Below are 18,653 nucleotides of genomic sequence, written 5' to 3' on the forward strand. Positions count from 1 at the left end.
AGGAGCCGACCGAATCGAGCAGAATCCGACGATCGATCCGAACCGTGAGAGTCAAACCGTGGCGCTGAGTCCGTTTAGCCGAATGGCCGACCGTGGGTTCGACCTCGAGGACCGACTCGAGACCCTCGAGGAACACGACTTGAAACGCTCGCTCTCGCCCGTCGATCGGGTCGCCGAGCGCGGCTACTTCGCCGAGCCCTCGGGCGGCGACCTGCCCGTGCTCGATTCGGCGGAGGCGCTGGTCTTTGCTTCGAACAACTATCTGGGGCTGACGGACGACCAGCGGGTCCAAGACGCCGCACGGCAGGCTGCCGCGACCGTGGGCACGGGAGCCGGCGCGAGTCGGCTCGTCACGGGCGACACGATGGTCCATCGGGACCTAGAGCGGCTGCTCGCCGAGACGAAAGGAACCGAGCGCGCGCTGGCCTTTTCGTCGGGCTACGCCGCGAACGTCGGGACGATCACGGCGCTCGAGCCGGATATCGTCTTCTCCGACGAATTAAATCACGCGAGCATCATCGATGGCTGTCGGCTGTCGGATGCCGAGACCGTCGTTTACGATCACTGCGATGCGGCGAGCCTGCGATCGAAGCTCGCGGAGCGAGCCGATCAGGCGAGACAGGACGGCCGAAACCCGGCCGACGAATCCTGGCTGATCGTCACCGACTCGGTGTTCAGCATGGACGGCACCGTCGCCCCGCTCGCGGCGATCTGTGACGCTGCCGAGGAGTACGGCGCGTGGGTGATGGTCGACGAGGCCCATGCGACCGGCCTCTACGCGAACGGCGGCGGCGTCGTCCAGGCCGAAGGGCTCGAGGACCGCATCCAGATCCAGCTGGGGACGCTCTCGAAGGCGCTGGCCAGTCAGGGCGGCTACGTCGCCGGCAGTACCGAACTGATCGAGTGTTTGATCAACGAGGCACGCTCGTTCGTCTTCTCGACGGGGCTTGCGCCGCCGGCCGCTGCCGCCGCGAGCGAGGCGTTGCATATCGCTCGCCACAGCGACGTTCGTGAACGCCTCTGGGAGAACGTCGCACATCTCCGCGACGGCCTCGAGACGATGGGCTTCGAGGTGTTGGGCAACTCCCAGATCCTGCCCGTGGTCATCGGTGACCGACAGGACGCACTCGCGCTCGCGGATGGCATCCGCGAACGAGACGTCGTCGCACCAGCGATTCGACCGCCGACGGTTCCCGAGGGGACGAGCCGAATTCGCGTCGTCCCGATGGCGACACACGATCAGGACGACGTCATCACCTGTCTCGAGGCGTTCCGCGCCGCGGGCGAGGAGGTCGGGGTGCTGTGACCGCGACCCAGCCGATCGCCGTCGTCGGCACCGGGACCGGCGTCGGGAAGACGGTTATCACGGCTGGCCTCACACGCTTGCTTCGCGAGGCCGGCCACGACGCGCGGGCGATCAAGCCGGCCCAGACGGGTCATCCGCCCGACGACGACGCGGCGTTCGTCGCCGCGGCCTGTGCCGATCCCGAGGCTGCAAGCTGTCCGCGATATCTCGAGCCAGCACTGGCCCCGCGCGTAGCGGCCGAGGTCGCCGACGAATCCCTCTCTTACGAGACGATCCGTGCCGCATGTGAACGCGAGATCGACGCGACTGCAGTCCCGATCGTCGAGGGCATCGGCGGGCTACGAGTGCCGTTGGCCGGCGACCACGAGGTGATCGATCTCGTTTCCGACCTCGAGGCCGCGGCGGTCGTCGTCACACGGTCGGGCCTGGGGACACTCAATCATACCGCACTCTCGATCGACGCACTCGAGGCCCGCGGGATCGACGTCGTCGGTATCGTCTGCAACGAGTATGCCGGCGAGACGGTCGCCGAACGGACCAACCCAGCCGAACTCGAGCGGATGACCGGCTACCCGGTCGAGACGGTGCCGCCGCTGGCTGACGATGCGACTGCGGATCCGCGTCAGATGGCTATCGGTGTCGGGGATGAACTGTCGCCAGCGTTCCGGGAGTTACTGCCGAGAGAAAGCAGCTGATCACACCCTCAGGCCGACGGCGCTGGCCGCTCTTCGTCCACTGTCGACTGCTCGCTCTCCGATGGTAGTGGCCTGTCCTCGGTGTGGCCGTCGACGAGGTGTGACACTACTTCGGACTTCCGATGTTCGACCTCGAGGTGGACCCGAAGGTCGGTTCGGTCGGTGTACGTTTCCGTACAAAGCGGGCAGCGACGTGATTCTGTCATTCAGAGGGTCACCAACAGCCACTCTCACCGTTCATCGACGTAAGAGTGTCGATCAATAAAAATTCCTATATTTGTATGTCGATAGAATCTGGGCCATCGGCCGCTGACCGACTGTCGAAGGTCTCGATGAAACCGCCAGCTTACATGAAATCGCTCAGTCCGGATTGATCGGCGTCCGGTTCGTCGGTCGCCGAATCGGCGGCTGCGGTGTCATCCGCTGCTGTGTCGTCTGCCGAACCCGTAAGCGTCTGCTGGCTGCGTTCGTCACTATCGTCGTCACCATCGGTCGGCTCGTCGGTCTCTGTACTCGAGCGCTCGGCCTCCAAGAAGGCGTTGCCCGAGTGCTCGACCGTCTGCTCAGCTTTCAGCTCGTCGGCGTCCGCGACGATCGACTGGACCTTGTTGGTATCTTTTCCGCTTCCGGTAATAAAGGAGATGTCCGACTCGTCGAGGTCGTAGGCCGCGGCCATGCGAACCGTCAGCTCCCGGTTCTTGCAGTGGTGGGTCATCGCCGAGAGGAACGGAAGAATCTCCCGGCGGACAGTGGCGACGCTCGCGCCCTCGCGCTCGGCGATGCGCTCGGCGATCGAATCGCGGGTGTTCCGGGTTCCCTTGGTGCGACCGAGTTTCGACCAGTAACTCGGCGGGCCGTAGCGCGTCCAGCCGCCCTTGTCACCGCGTCTCGAGGCGGCGACGCCGGCGGTCATGTTGTCCGTCGCGTACCGCCAGTAGGAGTAGTCCTGTGTGGCTCGCACCCGGCCAAGCCAGCGGTCGGCATTCGAGAGGAACTCGTAGGCGTCGGCCAGTTCGGCGCCCTCGTAGTCCTTCGGGACGTTGTCCTCGATCCAGTTCAACAGGTCGTCGGGCGTCTCGTCGACGTCGTAGGAGGCCCGCAGCGCGCCCTCGGCGTCTTTCTCCTTGATGAGGTCGTCGAGGAAGTCGAAGATCCCCTCGGTGGTGTCGCGCTCGCTCGTGACCACGTCCTCGACGGTTAGCCGCTCGGTTTCCTCGGCGACTGCCTGCAGGTCGTTGACCGCCGAGCGCAGGTCGCCGCTGGTCGACTCGGCGATCTTCTCGAGAGCTTCCTCCTCGAACTCGATGCCTTCGCGCCGGCAGATGTCCCGCAGGACGGGGACGATCGAACGCTTCGAGACGTCGCGGAACTCGATCGTCTCGCAGGCGTTGCGCAGCGACTGGCTCATGTCGTAGAACTCGTTTGCCACGAGGACGATCGGCTGGTTGGCGTTCTTGACGACGCGAGTCACCTCCCGCGAGCCGCCGTAGTCGGCGTTCCCGTGGAAGTTGTCCGCCTCGTCCAAGATGACCAGTCGGCGGCCCGCCTCGCCGCCCGTCAGCGTCCCGCTCTTTGCGGCCTCCCCGGCGATCTTCTCGATGACGTCCGCTCCTCGGCTGTCGCTGGCGTTGAGTTCCATCACGGGCCAGCCCATATCGTTCGCCAGCGCGTGAGCGGCGGATGTCTTCCCGACGCCGGGGCTGCCGTGGACGATCACCGCCTGTCGGTGGTCGTCCCAGGTTTCGGCCCACTCTTTCAGCTGGTCGCGGGCCTTGTTGTTGCCGCGTACCTCCGACAGCGTCGTCGGGCGGTACGTTTCGGTCCAGTCGGTCATTGCGCTGTAGTTGGTGTGTTCGGCGTTTAGGGATTGCGGAGCGTCACTCCTCGCTAACCGTTTTCACGTCGAAACGCGGTATGACGTCCTCGCCGCTGGCTATATAATAGCTACTACAACCGTGACAACGGCACCGCAAGCGGCGCGGTCGCACCATACTTCTAAGCGACTGGGATAGCTTTATCCAGGTGATGGCGGATCACACCGACCTCGTCAGGCGCTCGCTTCGAGACGCGACGCGAAGCGAGTTCGACCGACGCGTCGACGAGCAAGCCGTCCGTCTCACCGACGCCCTTCGTGCAGGTCGTCTCGACAACCCCAGCTTCGGCCTCGGGATCGAACTCGAGGCGTACGCCGTCGACGACGACGGGCGGCTGGCTCGCGTGCCCGATCCCGTCCTCGAGGGGCCCTGCGAGAAGGAACTCGGGCGGCACAACGTCGAGTTCAACACCAGTCCGAGCCCGTTCGACGGTGAGGGGGTCCTCGCCCAGGCGACACAGCTCCAGCGCCGCTACCGGCGCGTCCAGCAAGCAGCGGATCGAGCGGGCACGGAGATCGTTCTAGATGCCATGTGGACGATCCCGCCCCAAGGCGGAACGCAGGCGTACCTCGGGGCCGTCCGCGAGCGCGAGGAGGTCACGATCGCCGAGAACATGACCGCCTCGCCTCGGTACTACGCGATCGACAACGACGTGTTGAAGCGAACCGCAGGATCCGTCAGCCTGACCGTTCCGGGAGCCGAGTGTCAGTTCCCGTCGATCCTCTTCGAGTCGCTGACGAGTTCGATCCAGCCCCATATCCAGATCCCTCGCGCCGAATCGTTCTCCGACTATCACAACATCGCCGTTCGGACGCTCGGTCCCGTACTCGCGTTAGCGACGAACTCGCCGCTCCTGCCGCCGGATCTGTACGATGTCGCGGAGCCGTCTCGCCTACTCGAGGAAACCTATCACGAACTCCGGATTCCGGTGTTCGAGCAGTCGATCAATCACGCGTGGGAGAAGGTCCGCTTCCCCGAGGAGATCGGGAGCGCAGCCGACACGATCGACGAGCTCGTCGCCGACCCGACGTGTGCCCCGTTTCTCCGCGAGTGGCTCGAGGCGGGCGATCGCGAGACGTTTCCCGACCGGTTCTGGGAACTCGGCCACAAGCGGGGGACCTACTGGCGGTGGCTCCGCGCCGTCGTCGGTGGACAGCCGGTCGGCCAGGGCGACCACTGGTCGATCCGCATCGAATATCGGCCCCTCCCCACGCAGCCGACGATCGTCGAAAACGTCGGGTTCCAGTGGCTCGTCGCCGGCCTCGTTCGAGGCTTGTGTGCGGCCGACCATCCGCTCGCGAGCCTCGAGCGCGACGCGGCCGAACGGAGTTTCTACAATGCGGTCGAAGACGGGCTCGACGCCGACCTCGCCTGGATCACTGTCGACGGCGACCGGACCACCGATCGAACCGTGATCTATGAGGAGGTCTTCGAGTTCGCTCGTCGGGGACTCCACGAGCAGGGCGTTCCCGGTGAAGCCATCGAAGAGTATCTCGCCCCGATCGAGACGCGCTGGACCGATCGACTGACCCCAAGTCGGTGGAAGCTGGCCCGCGTCGCCGACCACCTCGACGCTGGCATGCGGTTTACCGACGCCGTCCACGAGATGCAAACCGAGTACATCCGTCGGTCAGGGGCCGGTGACCCGATCGTCGAGTGGCCCTGAGCGCAGTAGTCGCCCGTTCTTTCCTCGCTTCCGCGAGCCACGCCGACCCTAGTTTCCCCGCGTTACCCACCCTCGAGCGTCGCGTCGGCGCTGTCGGCCTCGAGGTCGCTGAGACAGTTCCCGGCGTGTGGGTTTTCGTGTGTCGGCGTGACTCGCTCGTAGTCTGCCCGTCGAGTCGTCAGCGACGAGATGACGGTGCCGTCGCTGCCGTAGTCCGGAATCCCGATAACGATCTCACCATCGCGTGGCCGCTCCCGGACGTTCGAGTCGTCGGCGATCTCGAAGACGACCGTTCCCGAAAACGGGGCGTCGACGTCGTCCCCGAAGACGACCCCGTCCTCGAGGAGGGTATTGCCGTAGAGGCCATCATCGTAGAATCCCGTACTCGCCAAGGCGACGTCGCCGTCCTCGAACGAGCCGGTTACCGTGGCTCGAGTACAGGAGTCGAACGCCACGTCCCGTTTCGACTTAGTGGCCTTATCACCGGGATCGTCCGACTCCTCGGGTTCCGCGTCGGCCTCGCTCGAGTCATCGGGACTCCCAGCAGTGTCGTTCGACGACTCGGTGGGCCCTGTATGGCCCTCGTCGGAACCGGTCGCTACATCGTCCGAACCGCGCGATTCGGGACCGTTGTCCGTCCCGTTCCCGCCGGCCGAGTCGGTGCGATTCGTGTCGAGACAGCCTGTCACTCCGACTCCGATACCTGTCGCGCCGATGAACGTCCGGCGATCCATATCCGGTCCAGTCCGCCTTGCACCATAAAATGTCTGGAATATGTTACTTTTGGATACAGTCATCGGATCGGACGTGACTATCCAGAGTATCAACTGGACGATTCGAGCCGCCGACCACGGCCGACTCAGTCCGACGACTCCTCGACCTCGGCCGTCGCCTCGTCGACGGTCACGCTCGCGATGCGGGTTCCCTCGACGGCGTCGACGGTCAACTCGTAGCCGTCTGCCTCGATCACGTCGCCGATCTCGGGGGCGCGGCCGAGGCGACTCAACACCAGTCCGCCAATGGTGTCGAACGCCTCGCTCTCGAAGCTCGTCGCGAACGCCTCGTTGACGTCGGCCAGCGAGACGCCGCCGTCGACGGCGTAACGGCCGTCCTCGAGTTCGTCGATCGAGGGTTCCATCTCGGCGACGTCGAACTCGTCTTGGATCTCGCCGATGACGACCTCGACGACGTCTTCGCTCGTCAGGATCCCTTCGAAGGCACCCCACTCGTCGATGACGACGGCCAATTGGACGTTCCGCCGGCGAAACTCCGTCAGGACCTCGTCGATCCGGCGGGTTTCCGGGACGAAGATGACGTCTCGAGCGAGGTCCCGCGCGGTCGGCTCGGCCTCGGTGTCGGCTGCCGTTTCGATCGCGTGGAGCACGTCCTTCGCGTGGACGAAGCCGATCACCGGGTCGTCGGCGTCTTTGTCGACGATGGGAAACCGGGTGTAGCTCCCACTTGCGGCGACGGCACGCAGTTCCGAGAGGGGCATATCGGCGTCGACGGTGACGACGTCGGGCCGGGGAACCATCACCTCGCGGGCGGGCGTCTCGCCCAGGTCGAAGACCGACTCGATCATCTCGACTTCGTCCGTATCGACGGCTCCCTGCTCGCCCGATCGCGAGACGATGCGCAGGATCTCCTCAGGGCTGTGGCTCTCCTCACGCTCGGAGGCCGGCGCGACGCCGATCAGTCGCGTAAAGAAGTTCGCCGTGCCGTTGAAGACGACGATCCCCGGGATGAAAATGTAGTAGAAGAACTTCATCGGCGCAGCGACCAGCAACGCGATCCGCTCGGCCTCTGCGATAGCGAGCGTCTTCGGCGCGAGTTCTCCGAAGACGACGTGGAGGAAGGTGATGACACTGAACCCGATCGCGATCGAGACCAGATGGAGCGTGCCCGCCGGGAGGAGCGAGCCGAGCACGGGCTCGAGCAGCGAAGCGATAGCCGGTTCGCCGACCCAGCCAAGCCCCAGCGAGGCGATCGTGATCCCGAGCTGGGTGGTCGCGAGGTAGTCATCTAAGTTCTCCTCGGCTTCCTGGACGAGCTTCGCCGACGACCGCCCCTCCTCGACGAGCGTTTCGATCTGTGTCGATCGGATGCGGACGTACGCGAACTCCGCGGCGACGAAAAAGCCGTTCAGGAAGACCAGAAAGAGGGCAAAGAGGAGCCGCCCGAACGAGAACGCGAGGTCTACCATCGTCCCTTCTCCGACGGTCGTGAACGTCCCGATACCGTCGCTAGCTCGGTGACGAGCCGTGATCGCCACTCGGGCCGCTGGCTTCGACTGTCCGATTCGACAGCGCGAGAGACGACGCTCGGCGGCAGGACTAGCGCGGTCGCCAACTCGCCGGCACACGCGATCATACGCTCACTTGGCACACCACTTACAAAACCGTGGCGCTGGCAGGCGGCGCTCCGTCTCACTCCGCTCGCCGTTTTTCGACGACCCGCACGAGAACCGCCGCGAAGCCGGCGACGGTGAGGACGAACCGTTCGCCGGTTGCCGCGATGGGGAAGATCCGTTCGACGCCGGTCGCGGGCTCCTCGCGGGTTGGATCGAACCCGGTCCGGTAGTGGGTGTTCTCGGTCGTCCCGCGGGCGGTCGTCTCGGCGACGTCGCCGGCGTCGAGTTCGACGAACGTCTGGACGAGCCCGCGCTGGTCGGTCACGAGCAACGTTCCGGAGAGGTCGTAAAAGCGGTCGTGAAGCGGCCAAAAGAGGTTAACGCCGTTGAAAAAGGCGTCGAACAGGACGTGTGCGAACAGCAGCGCCGCCAGTGTGACCCACGCGACGCGCGGGGCGGCGTCGCCCCACCGCTTTCGGACGAGCGACTCCTCGCGGATCGCACCGTCCCACAACAGAACGGCCGCGGGAACGAGGACGATCCAGACGTTGTGCAACGCCGCCCGATGCGTTCCGGGGACGACGATTCCGATCAGCGTATCGAGATCGAAAAGCGCGTTCGAACCCATCACGACCAGAATCGCGCGGGTATCGAACGCGTCGGCAAGCAACGCAGTCCCGAGCAGGCCGGCGAACGCGACGTGGACGACGGTCGATGGCACAGTCCCCCGACTCGAACCGTGAGGGCTTGACTGTTGGGGACACTGGACCCGAAAGCGTGTCGGCCCGCCCTCACCGATGACGTCGCGTGCGCACGTACTGCCCGAGAAACAGGAGCCCAACGAGCCCAGCCACGATCCCGAGCGAGCCGTCCTGAAGGGTCAACACGGACGCGGCGACGAACAGCGCCCCGGCGACGATGGCGTAGCCGACAGACGGATCACCGCCGCTGGTCGGCTCGAGCGGGTCAGTCCTGACGACGAGGTCGCCGCGCTCGAGCTGGCCAAAGACGGTGTCGAATCGGGCCGGGGCCCGTGCGAGGACGGGCAGTGACTCGCGGAGATCACCGCGCACGTCCGCGACCAGCGTCTCGAGTTCGCTCTCGATGAACCCGTGGTCGACGAGAAACGAGCGCGTGACGCCGATGAAGTCGAACTCGGGATCGAGGGTGCGACAGACACCCTCGCCGACCGTGCCGACACGCATGAGCAGCATCACGTTCGGCGGGATGCGAAACGGGAACTCGTGGAGCCGCGCGAACAGTTCGGTGATGATCTCCCGCCAGGTAATCGCCGAACGGCCCTCAAGGCTCTCGATGACCAGCTCGAGCACCCGCCGGACCTGGACCCGATCGACCGACGGATCGAGCACCTCGAGCGCGATGAGCGTGTTCAGGAGGCCGTCGACGTCGCGGCGGACGAGGGCCCGGTAGAGCGCCGTGATGTCGGCTTGCTCTTTGTCCGTGAGCCGCTGACTCATGCCGTAATCGTAGATGACGAGCCGGCCGTCGTCGGTCACCGAGAGGTTGCCGGGATGGGGTCCGCGTGGAAGACGCCGTCGACGAGCCCCATCTTCAGGTAGGTGCGGGCGATCAACGTCGCCAGCTCGGTCGGTTCGATGCCGACCTCGGCCAGCGCGTGCTCGTCAGTGATCTTCCTTCCCTCGATATACTCCATCGCGACGACACGCTCCGAACACAGGTCGGGGTAGGTCTCCGGGACGACGATCCGATCGTTGTCTGCGAAGTTGTCGTCGATCTCCGCCATGATCGACGCTTCGCGGGCGAAGTCGAGTTCCTCGAGGATGATATCCTCGAAGTCGCCGGCGAGGTTCTCGATCGAATACCGTTGGCGCTCGTCGGCGACCAACAGGAGCAACGGGACGAACCCCCTGATGACCCGCAGGTCGCGCTCGATCAGCGAGACGATCCCCGGCCGCCGGACCTTCAGGGCGATCCGTTCGCCCTCGTAGTCGGCGGTGTAGACGAACGCCAGCGAGCCGCCGGCGACCGGCTCGAGCGTCTCGAGATCGATAACGTCCTCGAGTTCGGACTCGACGACGGTCATCGGGTCGCCGCCCGCGTCTTCGGGCACTTCGTCCTGCAGCGTCGCGAACTCCTCGACGTACGTCGGCGGAACGATGTCCGGCCGCGTCGACAGCACCTGGCCGACCTTGATGAAGGCCGGTCCCAACTCGAGCATCGTCTCCGTGAGTCGCTGGGCGCGATCGCGGTGGACCTCGGTCGAGACCTGCCGAGACGGGCCGAACAGCAGGAACCGCCGTCGGTCCCTGAGAAATGCAATCGCGAGGGGAAAGAACTGCAGGAGAACCTGCACGTAGCGGAGATAGTAGCCCTTCATCGGTCGTCGGGGACCGAACACTCAATCGGGAGACAGTTCATACGTCGTCTTCGAACACCGGGCACAAATACGTCAGTGCTCCGGCGGGAGATACCGCCGCGACGATCGCCGGCTACGTCGTCGGACACCGGCCGTCTCCGACCGGTCTCCGGTAGCTACTTGAGTCGACCGGATGACCGACGGGTATGAGCGGACGCGGCCCGAAACGGGAGCTCGCGGAGAAGATTGCCGGGGAGATCACGCTGAGCGACGACCCTGGCGCGACGCTGCGCAAGTGGCGCACCGACTTCGACATCTCACAGACCGATCTCGCGGCAGAACTCGAGGTCTCCTCGTCGGTCATCTCCGACTACGAGAGCGGCCGCCGAGAGAGCCCCGGCATCGGCGTCGTCGGCCGACTCGTCTCTGGACTGCTCGCGATCGACGAGCGACGCGGTGGTGAGCGTATCCGACAGTACGGTCGGGTCCTCTCGGCGGGCTTCGAGAGCGATGTGGTCTACGACCTCCGTGAGTATGCCACCTCGATTCCACTCGCACAACTGTACGACGACCTCGAGGCGACCGAAGTGGCCTCGAGCGGCACCGACCGCGTCAGCGGCCACACCGTCATCGACAGCATCGAGGCGATCACGCGCCTCTCGAGTGAGGAGTTCTTCCGGCTCTACGGACAGAGCACGAATCGCGTCCTCGTCTTTACCGGCGTGACCCGCGGAGAGTCGCCGCTCGTGGCGTTACGCGTCGTCAATCCGACGCCCAACGCCGTCATCCTTCACGGTATCGAGGAAGCCGATCTCTGGGATCACGCGGCCGACCTCGCGCGGATCGACGGTTACTCGCTCGCCGTGACGAACGCACCGCTGGACGACATGCTCGAGTATCTCGTCAGTCTCGAGTAGTCACGGGACACCGCGAGACATTGGTTTTGAAGCCTGGATCGGTGGGACCGAGTGTGCAGTGACAGTGACCGGCAGTAGCGACACGCTGTCGTTCGACCACTGGACGAGCGACTGGCTGTCGTCGGCTCGAGTACGTCGCGAAAAAACGGCTTAACGAATCAGTCCCGATGGACGCGATCAGCGATCTCAGTAGAACTCGCGGACGAGGTCCATCGCGTCGTCGGGCGCGCCGTCGGGAATCTCGGACATGTCCTCGGTGACGCCGTGTTTCTCGTGGTACGGCACGGAGTTTTCGTCCTGGTACATGACGCCCTGGTACTCCTTGTCGCTGTCGAGGATGACTTCCTTGGCGGCCTCGTAGTCGGTCGGGTCGTGGTCCTCTTCCTGAAGATCGACGAGGTTGTCGCGGAAGTAGTCGTAGGTGTCGACGTCGTTGAACGTGACACACGGGCTGAAGACGTTGACGAAGCCGAAGCCGTCGTGTTCGATCGCCTTCTGGACGATTTCAGCGTGGCGCATCGCGTCGGAGCTAAAGGACTGCGCGATGAAAGAGGCGCCGGAGGCAAGCGCCAGTGCAAGCGGGTTGACCGGCGACTGTTTGGTACCTTCGGGGTCGTTGAGGTCTCGAAGTCCGACCGCGAAGTCGGCGAGGCCTGTCCCTTCGTCAGCCCGTAGATGCGGTTGTCCATGACACAGTAGGTCATGTCGACGTTCCGGCGAACGGCGTGGACGAAGTGACCGGCACCGATCGAGTACCGTCACCGTCGCCGCCGGCGACCATCACTTCGATGTCGGGACGGGCCATCTTGACGCCGTACCGACCGGGAGCGCACGGCCGTGAACCCCGTGGAGGGCGTAGCTGTGCATGTAGGTCCCGATCTTGCCGGAACAGCCGATCCCGGCCACCACGAAGGTGTTGTCGGGGTCGTTGCCGGTGTTCGCGAGGCTTTCATCATGCCGTTCATCGTCCCGAAGTCGCCGCATCCAGGACACCAGGTCGGCTGCTTGTCGGATTTGAAGTCGGTGAATCGTACGTCGGAGCTCATTGTGCTGGCACCTCTTCGGAGAGTTTCGCGGTAATCTCGTCTGCGAGTTCGTCCGCCTTGAAGCGGACGCCGGTGTACTTGTTAATGCGTTTCACGCGGTAAGCACGTCGTGTTCGATCAGGTCGGCGAACTGTCCGTTCGCGTTACACTCGACGACGATCGTCTCGTCGGCGGCCTCGATCTCATCGGAGAGGTCCGGCCGTGGGAAGATGTAGGGCACCGAGATGACGCGGACGTCGATGCCGTCCTCCTCGAGATACTCGAGCGCTTCGGCGAGTGCGCCCTCGTTGGAACCCCAGGATATGACGAGGTTGTCGGCGTCTTCGTCGCCGAACTCGCGGTAGTCCCAGTCCTCTCGTTCGCGGGCCGTCTCGACCTTGCGGTTGCGCTTGTCGACCTGGTGGACGCGTTCGTCTTCGTCTTCGGTTCGGCGGCCGAGTTCGTCGTGCTCGAGGCCCGTGCTCATGTGTGCACCGTCGGTCATGCCGGGGATGGCACGCGGGCTGATGCCGTCGTCGGTGACGGCGTGGGCGCGGAAGTGACCCTGTGCGTCGAGCCACTCGTCGACATCGTCCTCGTCGACGAGTTTGCCGCGGTCGATCTCGACTGCGTCCATGTCGAAGGCCTCCGGCGGGAACGTCTGTTCGGTGACGGACATCGCCAGGTCGGAAACCAGGAACACGGGTCTGGTACTTTTCAGCAAGGTTGAACGCCTCGACGGTCTTCCAGAAACACTCGTCGATCGACGTCGGCGCGACGACAAAGCGTGGGACTTCGCCGTGCCACCGTACAGGGCCATGTTGGTCGCCCTGTTCCTGTTTCGTCGGCATCCCCGTCGAGGGGCCCGAGCGCTGAACGTCGGCGATGACCAGCGGCGTCTCGCTGGTCGCGACCAGTCCGAACGTCTCGGTCATGAGGTCGATCCCCGCGCCGGATGTCGCGGTCATCGATCGGGCACCGGCGCGTGCGCCACCGAGTGCCATGTTGATCGCCGAGAGTTCGTCTTCGGCCTGCACGACGTGACCGCCGTACTCTTCGATCCGCCCTGTCAGGTACTCCATGATGGAGGTCGCGGGTGTGATCGGATAGCCGGCGTAGAACCGACAGCCGGCGGCGAGTGCACCCATACCGACCGCCTCGTTGCCGTTGAGGAGGACGTAGTCGTTGTCGGTCGTCTCGAGGTTGTAGCCGAGGTGATCGAGGTCGTAGTTCTCCTGGACGTACTCCTGACCTGCCCGGGCAGCCTCTTTGTTGTTCTCGACGATCTTCGAGCCCTTGCCACCGAAGCGCTTCTCTAGGGCTTCGTCGAGGTACTCGACGTCGAAGCCGGTGATCTCACACGCCGCACCGAGCGCGACGATGTTGCGCATGATCGCGCCGCCGGCTTCCTCGGCCAGCGACTTCAGTGGGACGTCGACCGCCGTCATCTCCTCGGGAATCTCGGCCTCCCACGAGCGCTCGCCGTCGTAGATGATGGCGCTGCCTTCGTGGAGTTCGTCGAGGTTCTCGTCGATGGTACGCTGTGTCAGCGCGACGAGGATGTCGAGACGGTCGACGACGCTTTGCACCTGGTCGACCGACGTGCGAATCTTGTAGGCGGTGTAGCCACCTCGGATTCGCGATGCGAAGTCTTTCGACGTGAATACGTGCCGTCCGGCTCGGGCAAGTGCCTGAGCGAAGATTTTCCCGGTGGAGTCGATACCGTCTCCGGCTTCGCCACCGACCGCCCAGTTGAGATCCTCAGCCATGTTGTCCTGAGCCTTACCCCCCATAAATGAAAAGGCTTCTGAAACCCCAACAGAACCACCGCAACAGCGCTCGAGCCGTTTGGTGTCCAATGACACTAAATTAATTGTTTCATACTATTGCCGAAACAACTAGCGGGAGAAAGAAATAGCCGACGAAAAGGGAGGATTTGGTTTCGCAGCGCGCATTCCAATACATCTAGACGAACGCAACTGTTGATAGCGTTGTGGGCGAAACGGAACGTCTTTTCAATCGGCCACTCAACCGGTTCATATGGAGGGGACGCCAGTCACCGTCGCATCAGTCAGCGAAGTCGGTCCCGGTACCGTCGCACTCGAGCTCGAAACACCCGCAGACTTCGACGCCCAGCCGGGCCAGTTCGTCTTGCTCCGGGCCGAGCCCGACGACGAGGTGCTCTCACGCCACTACACGCTCTCGTCGTCGTCCGTCGAGGAGACGTTCGAACTCACCGTCGGCATCGATCCTGACGGGGACCTCTCGCCGTGGCTGGCCGACCTCGGGGTGGCGAAACGGTTGCCATCGACGGGCCGTTCGGCCGGACCACCTACGACGGTGACGACGTGGTCGCCGTCGCCGGCGTCCCGGCGGCGGCGCGGCGCGGTCGCGATCGCCGAAGCGGCACAGGACGCTGGCCACGACGCCGTCGTGATCTATCAGGACGACGACCCTGCACACGAAGCCCGACTCGAGGCACTCGAAAACGCGGCGCGACGGTCACGATCGTCGACGAAGATGCGGACGCTGAACTGGCAGACGCCGTTGTGACCCACCGCGAGGACGGCCAGCTGTATGCGTTCGGTTTCGACGATTTCGTCACGACTGTCGCCGACACGATCGAACGCGACGGCGGTGATCCCGACGACGCGCTGATCGAGAACTTCGGATAGCACTGTCCGAGCTCGCAGCGTCCCCACTTTCGATTGTCGGTGGACGTTGCTAATGATAGACATTCCGACAAGACACCAGAGCCACAGCTCACGGTCAGTAGACTCTCCACGTGTATCTCGTCGCAGACGCGGTAGCCGCGTTTGGCATCACTGAGCCGGACCCCTGTCCGGCAGTGCTGGTGGTCCCGTGATCACCCTGCGGTCGGGCCGGGACAGCGTGACAGCAGCCCGTCTCAACCACCGACGGCTGTCAGTGTTCGACGAATTCCACGAGAATGCCGCCGGTGTCTTTCGGATGGAGGAACGCAACCGAGTGGCTCCACGCGCCCGGGCGTGGCTCCTCGTCGATGAGCGTCACGTCGTGGTCGCGTGCCGTCTCGAGGGCGGCCTCGATGTCGTCGGTCGCGAGCGCGAGGTGGTGGATGCCCGCGCCGCCGTCCTCGAGATAGCGCGCGATCGTGCTGTCGTCCTCGAGCGGCTCGAGCAGCTCGAAGTAGCCATTGCCACAGTCGAGAAAGACGACGCGCATGCCGTCGAACTCCTCTTCGTGGGCGACCTCGAGACCGAAGAGATCACCGTACAGTTCCGCGAGTGCCTGTGCGTCGTCGGTCGCGATGCCGGCGTGATCGAAGTGCATCAGGCTGTGTTCCTCGTGGCGACTGCGTTATTGTTGTGATTCGCCGTCGAATCGAACCCGGCGTCGATCAGAGAAGAACGCAGATCCATAAGTTAACGCACGCGGGAGTGACGAGCAGGTGGACCGTCCGTGTCCAAATGGTAGCTTCGACGCCTCGCTTGGTGTCTTCATCCGGTTCATCGCTGATACGGTCTGCTGTCCCGATGTTCCGGCGTACCCGCTACCCGTCCTGCGGGTGCGCCGGAACCCACCGACAGGAGTCCGTATGACTCATTGATAGTCCGGATCGATGCCATCGACCAGCCAGTCGACGAAACTGCAGTGTCAGAATCGCCGAATCGAGAATGACGCTCGAGCGGACCATGCCTGCGTCCTGATAGTGTTGTTGTCCCTCCCGCATGACGCGCTGCTCGTCGTCGCTGAGTAGTTTCAGATCCCGCATGTCGACGAGGACGCCGAACTCGTCGGGCGAACTCCGAAGCGCCGCTCGAGAGTCGGCGGCCCACTCACGGAGTTCTTCCTCGTCCATCTTCCCGGCAAAAGTAATCTGAAAGCCGAAATCCGTCTGTTCAATGGTATACATTAGTGAACTATGTTGGCGTGACGAAATTTGACAGTATTACCGTTGCGGTATCCGTCGTTACATGTTCGCTGTCCTATAAAACGGCCGATCGGAAGAGACAGTACCAACGAATAACGGTTGGCAGGACTCGACACCAGCCCCGTCCGATAGCCCACAGTTGGGTGTACAGACGACCAGTCGCGGTGACTCGGTCGTGGACTGCGCTCGCAGTCGTCCCGTTAGACCGCGCTGCCGGCTGGTACTCGCCGAACTCGTCGCGCAGGACGTTACAGATCTCGCCGACCGTCGCGTAGGTTTTGACGGCGTCGATGATGTACGGCATCAGGTTCTGGTCGCTCTGGGCGGCGTCCCGCAGGGCCTCAAGTGCCGCGTCGACTGCCTCGTCGTCGCGATCCGCGCGCGTCTCCTCGAGACTGTCGATCTGGCGTTGCTGGTCTTCCTCGGTGACCTCTTCGACGTCCATCTCGGGTTCTTCATCCTCGATTTCGAACTCGTTGACGCCGACGATGATCCGGTCTTTCTCCTCGATTTCGCGCTGGCGGTCGAAGGCCGTATCCTGGATCTGACGCTGGACCCACTGTTGTTCGACGGCGTCGAGCATGCCGCCGCGTTCTTCGACTTCGTCCAGAATCTCGTAGGCTTCTTCTTCGACCTCGTCGGTCAGGGATTCGACGTAATAGCTGCCCGCAAGCGGGTCGATGGTGTCGGCTGCGCCGGACTCGTGGCCGAGGATCTGCTGGGTGCGCAGCGCCGTGCGGACGGATTCTTCGGTCGGCAGCGCGAGTGCCTCGTCCTTGCCGTTGGTGTGGAGACTCTGGGTGCCCCGAGGACGGCCGCGAGCGCCTGATAGGCGACGCGGACGACGTTGTTCTCGATCTGCTGGGCGGTCAGCATCGAGCCAGCGGTCTGGGTGTGGAACTTGAGCTGTTTGGACTTGGGATCGTCCGGGTCGAAGCGCTCGTCGATGATGTCGTGCCACATCCGACGGGCGCGCGGAACTTCGCGACCTCCTCGAAGATGTTTTGTGGCCGTTGAAGAAGAACGAGAGCTGGGGCGCAAAGTCGTCGACGTCGAGGCCGGCCTCGATCGCCGTCTCGACGTACTCGATGCCGTTACCCAGCGTGAAGGCGAGTTCCTGGGCCGCGGTCGAGCCGGCCTCGCGGATGTGGTAGCCCGAGATCGAGATCGTGTTGAACTTCGGCGTCTCCTCGGCACAGAACTCGAAGATGTCCGTGATGATCCGCATCGACGATTCCGGCGGGTAGATGTAGGTGTTGCGTGCGATGTATTCTTTCAGAATGTCGTTCTGGATCGTCCCTCGGAGTTCCTCGCGGTCGACGCCCTGCTGGTCGCCGACAGCGATGTACATCGCAGCAGCAGCACCGACGCGCGCGTTGATCGTCATCGAGGTCGAGACCTCATCGAGCGGAATGCCGTCGAAGACCGTCTCCATGTCCTCGAGCGAGTCGATCGCGACGCCGGCCTTGCCGACTTCGCCGGCGGCCATGTCGGCGTCGGAGTCGTAGCCCATCTGGGTCGGCAGGTCGAAGGCCATCGAGAGGCCGGTCTGACCCTGATCGAGCAGGTAGTGATAGCGCTCGTTGGTGTCTTCGGGGTCGAGAAGCCGGCGTACTGGCGCATCGTCCAGAGGCGACCGCGGTAGCCCGTCGAGTAGACACCGCGCGTGTACGGCGGCTCGCCGGGTTGCCGAGATCCTCCTCGTAGTCGAGATCGTCGACGTCCGCCGGGGTGTAGAGCCGATCGACTTCCTGGCCACCCGTATCGGTCGTAAACGTTTCCTTGCGTTCGCCGAAGCGGTCGAGGACGGTTCTACCTCTTCCTCGTGCCACTCCTCCTTGCTGGCACGGATCTCCTCGAGTTCGTCGGGATCGAACATTATCGAAAGCGTGGACGGCACGGGGCTTGAACTTTGATGAACACGGCCAGGGACGTGTCGTGTCGCTGAATAGAACAGAGCGGGTTAGACGGTATCGTCCGGCTCGTGTCGGGCGGCCATCCGCGACGCTTCCTCGGCGTAGCGAGCTTGCGTGTCGGGGTCGTCGACGGACCCGAGTGCCTCGGGCGGGACGCACAACCCGGCCTTGGTCTCGCGAACTGGGCCCGAAAAGCTCGTCAGTGCCGCTCACGGCGATGATAGCGCCGGCCGTCTTCGTCGCGTACACGAGGATGATAATGTTGAGTTCGTCGTCCCCGTAGTTCGCTCGACGAGCCAGACGCGAACATCGTCCGCTTCGTCGCTGTCGGCGTGTTCGGTTCCGGTCGCACCCTCTGAGCCGTTCGCGGTCATGACTGTTGTTTCTCCTCCCCCATCCGTTATGTGTTGTGGCGTCGACGACCTAGCCGGCGCAGCGCCGTTGGAGGCGGTCCCATCGTTACCGGCCCGTATCGTACTTGTACGTCGCCGAATCGGGATCGATGCCGAAGTCCTCCGGTGATTCCTCGTTGCTGACGTCCTCGCGTCCGTCCGGCGCGTGCTTGAACGCTCCCGGAGCCGCTCGGGCATCCGGAACTCATCGACGTCGATCGATAGCGGTACCGCGTCCGGATCGGAACCCTCGCGTTTGGC

At 64.0% G+C, this 18,653-nt stretch carries 12 protein-coding genes and 7 pseudogenes; 5 read left to right on the top strand and 14 right to left on the bottom strand.

What is annotated here, in order from left to right:
- The first annotated feature begins 82 nt into the window (after nucleotides 1-82).
- On the top strand, nucleotides 83-1,306 hold the full coding sequence (locus E2L06_RS20335; protein ID WP_138780465.1) for an 8-amino-7-oxononanoate synthase: 1,224 nt from the start codon (nucleotides 83-85) through the stop codon (nucleotides 1,304-1,306).
- Nucleotides 1,303-2,001: a dethiobiotin synthase gene (bioD, locus tag E2L06_RS20340; RefSeq protein WP_138780466.1), complete on the top strand. Its 699-nt coding sequence runs from the start codon at nucleotides 1,303-1,305 to the stop codon at nucleotides 1,999-2,001. The genes E2L06_RS20335 and bioD overlap by 4 nt, the downstream gene beginning before the upstream one ends.
- 8 nt (nucleotides 2,002-2,009) lie before the next feature.
- Here the strand turns inward: bioD and E2L06_RS20345 are convergent, their stop codons facing one another.
- Both E2L06_RS20345 and E2L06_RS20350 read right to left on the bottom strand, forming a co-directional pair.
- Nucleotides 2,010-2,207, bottom strand: coding sequence for a hypothetical protein (locus E2L06_RS20345; protein ID WP_138780468.1), 198 nt, complete (start codon nucleotides 2,205-2,207; stop codon nucleotides 2,010-2,012).
- A 140-nt stretch (nucleotides 2,208-2,347) separates the two neighbouring features.
- Nucleotides 2,348-3,835, bottom strand: coding sequence for a replication factor C large subunit (locus E2L06_RS20350; RefSeq protein ID WP_138780470.1), 1,488 nt, complete (start codon nucleotides 3,833-3,835; stop codon nucleotides 2,348-2,350).
- Nucleotides 3,836-4,026: 191 nt separating this feature from the next.
- Between E2L06_RS20350 and E2L06_RS20355 the strand changes: the two genes are divergently transcribed.
- Nucleotides 4,027-5,541, top strand: coding sequence for a hypothetical protein (locus tag E2L06_RS20355; protein ID WP_138780473.1), 1,515 nt, complete (start codon nucleotides 4,027-4,029; stop codon nucleotides 5,539-5,541).
- A 62-nt stretch (nucleotides 5,542-5,603) separates the two neighbouring features.
- Here the strand turns inward: E2L06_RS20355 and E2L06_RS20360 are convergent, their stop codons facing one another.
- The 4 genes and pseudogenes from E2L06_RS20360 to E2L06_RS20375 form a co-directional block, all read right to left on the bottom strand.
- Nucleotides 5,604-6,275: a hypothetical protein gene (locus E2L06_RS20360; RefSeq protein ID WP_138780475.1), complete on the bottom strand. Its 672-nt coding sequence runs from the start codon at nucleotides 6,273-6,275 to the stop codon at nucleotides 5,604-5,606.
- Between the two features lie 125 nt (nucleotides 6,276-6,400).
- On the bottom strand, nucleotides 6,401-7,744 hold the full coding sequence (locus E2L06_RS20365; protein ID WP_138780477.1) for a hemolysin family protein: 1,344 nt from the start codon (nucleotides 7,742-7,744) through the stop codon (nucleotides 6,401-6,403).
- A gap of 223 nt (nucleotides 7,745-7,967) precedes the next feature.
- Nucleotides 7,968-8,612, bottom strand: coding sequence for a metal-dependent hydrolase (locus E2L06_RS20370; protein ID WP_138780479.1), 645 nt, complete (start codon nucleotides 8,610-8,612; stop codon nucleotides 7,968-7,970).
- 70 nt (nucleotides 8,613-8,682) lie between these two features.
- Nucleotides 8,683-10,250 (bottom strand): annotated as a pseudogene (locus E2L06_RS20375) (ABC1 kinase family protein).
- 185 nt (nucleotides 10,251-10,435) lie between these two features.
- On the opposite strand from E2L06_RS20375, the gene E2L06_RS20380 reads away from it, so the two are divergent.
- Nucleotides 10,436-11,146 carry a helix-turn-helix domain-containing protein gene (locus E2L06_RS20380; protein WP_138780483.1) on the top strand — a complete coding sequence of 237 codons (711 nt, stop codon included), beginning with the start codon at nucleotides 10,436-10,438 and terminating at the stop codon, nucleotides 11,144-11,146.
- Between the two features lie 186 nt (nucleotides 11,147-11,332).
- Here E2L06_RS20380 and E2L06_RS20385 read toward each other — a convergent pair.
- The 3 genes and pseudogenes from E2L06_RS20385 to E2L06_RS23085 form a co-directional block, all read right to left on the bottom strand.
- Nucleotides 11,333-12,192 (bottom strand): annotated as a pseudogene (locus E2L06_RS20385) (2-oxoacid:ferredoxin oxidoreductase subunit beta).
- 91 nt (nucleotides 12,193-12,283) lie between these two features.
- Nucleotides 12,284-12,808: a hypothetical protein gene (locus E2L06_RS23080; RefSeq protein WP_394348759.1), complete on the bottom strand. Its 525-nt coding sequence runs from the start codon at nucleotides 12,806-12,808 to the stop codon at nucleotides 12,284-12,286.
- A 124-nt stretch (nucleotides 12,809-12,932) separates the two neighbouring features.
- Nucleotides 12,933-13,964: pseudogene (locus E2L06_RS23085) on the bottom strand (2-oxoacid:acceptor oxidoreductase family protein); the annotation flags it as partial.
- A gap of 247 nt (nucleotides 13,965-14,211) precedes the next feature.
- Here E2L06_RS23085 and E2L06_RS20395 point away from each other — a divergent pair.
- Nucleotides 14,212-14,846: pseudogene (locus E2L06_RS20395) on the top strand (ferredoxin--NADP reductase).
- 250 nt (nucleotides 14,847-15,096) lie between these two features.
- On the opposite strand, the gene mce reads toward E2L06_RS20395, so the two are convergent.
- From mce to E2L06_RS22650, 5 genes and pseudogenes are all read right to left on the bottom strand, one after another.
- Nucleotides 15,097-15,483 carry a methylmalonyl-CoA epimerase gene (gene mce / locus E2L06_RS20400; protein ID WP_138780491.1) on the bottom strand — a complete coding sequence of 129 codons (387 nt, stop codon included), beginning with the start codon at nucleotides 15,481-15,483 and terminating at the stop codon, nucleotides 15,097-15,099.
- A 220-nt stretch (nucleotides 15,484-15,703) separates the two neighbouring features.
- On the bottom strand, nucleotides 15,704-16,066 hold the full coding sequence (locus tag E2L06_RS20405) for a hypothetical protein (protein ID WP_249361395.1): 363 nt from the start codon (nucleotides 16,064-16,066) through the stop codon (nucleotides 15,704-15,706).
- 226 nt (nucleotides 16,067-16,292) lie between these two features.
- Nucleotides 16,293-17,963, bottom strand: a pseudogene (locus E2L06_RS23090) (methylmalonyl-CoA mutase); the annotation flags it as partial.
- A gap of 84 nt (nucleotides 17,964-18,047) precedes the next feature.
- Nucleotides 18,048-18,374: pseudogene (locus E2L06_RS20415) on the bottom strand (hypothetical protein).
- 85 nt (nucleotides 18,375-18,459) lie between these two features.
- A pseudogene (locus tag E2L06_RS22650) lies at nucleotides 18,460-18,653 on the bottom strand (GNAT family N-acetyltransferase); the annotation flags it as partial.

This window comes from Haloterrigena sp. H1 (genome assembly GCF_005938085.1).
Taxonomy (GTDB): Archaea; Halobacteriota; Halobacteria; order Halobacteriales; family Natrialbaceae; genus Natrinema.

Coding starts and splice junctions, on each gene's coding strand:
- E2L06_RS20355 (WP_138780473.1), top strand. CDS start 4,027: ATGGCGGATCACACCGACCTCGTCAGGCGCTCGCTTCGAGACGCGACG.
- mce (WP_138780491.1), bottom strand. CDS start 15,483: ATGCACTTCGATCACGCCGGCATCGCGACCGACGACGCACAGGCACTC.
- E2L06_RS20350 (WP_138780470.1), bottom strand. CDS start 3,835: ATGACCGACTGGACCGAAACGTACCGCCCGACGACGCTGTCGGAGGTA.
- E2L06_RS23080 (WP_394348759.1), bottom strand. CDS start 12,808: ATGGACGCAGTCGAGATCGACCGCGGCAAACTCGTCGACGAGGACGAT.
- E2L06_RS20365 (WP_138780477.1), bottom strand. CDS start 7,744: ATGGTAGACCTCGCGTTCTCGTTCGGGCGGCTCCTCTTTGCCCTCTTT.
- E2L06_RS20345 (WP_138780468.1), bottom strand. CDS start 2,207: ATGACAGAATCACGTCGCTGCCCGCTTTGTACGGAAACGTACACCGAC.
- E2L06_RS20335 (WP_138780465.1), top strand. CDS start 83: ATGGCCGACCGTGGGTTCGACCTCGAGGACCGACTCGAGACCCTCGAG.
- E2L06_RS20405 (WP_249361395.1), bottom strand. CDS start 16,066: ATGTATACCATTGAACAGACGGATTTCGGCTTTCAGATTACTTTTGCC.
- E2L06_RS20360 (WP_138780475.1), bottom strand. CDS start 6,275: ATGGATCGCCGGACGTTCATCGGCGCGACAGGTATCGGAGTCGGAGTG.
- E2L06_RS20380 (WP_138780483.1), top strand. CDS start 10,436: ATGAGCGGACGCGGCCCGAAACGGGAGCTCGCGGAGAAGATTGCCGGG.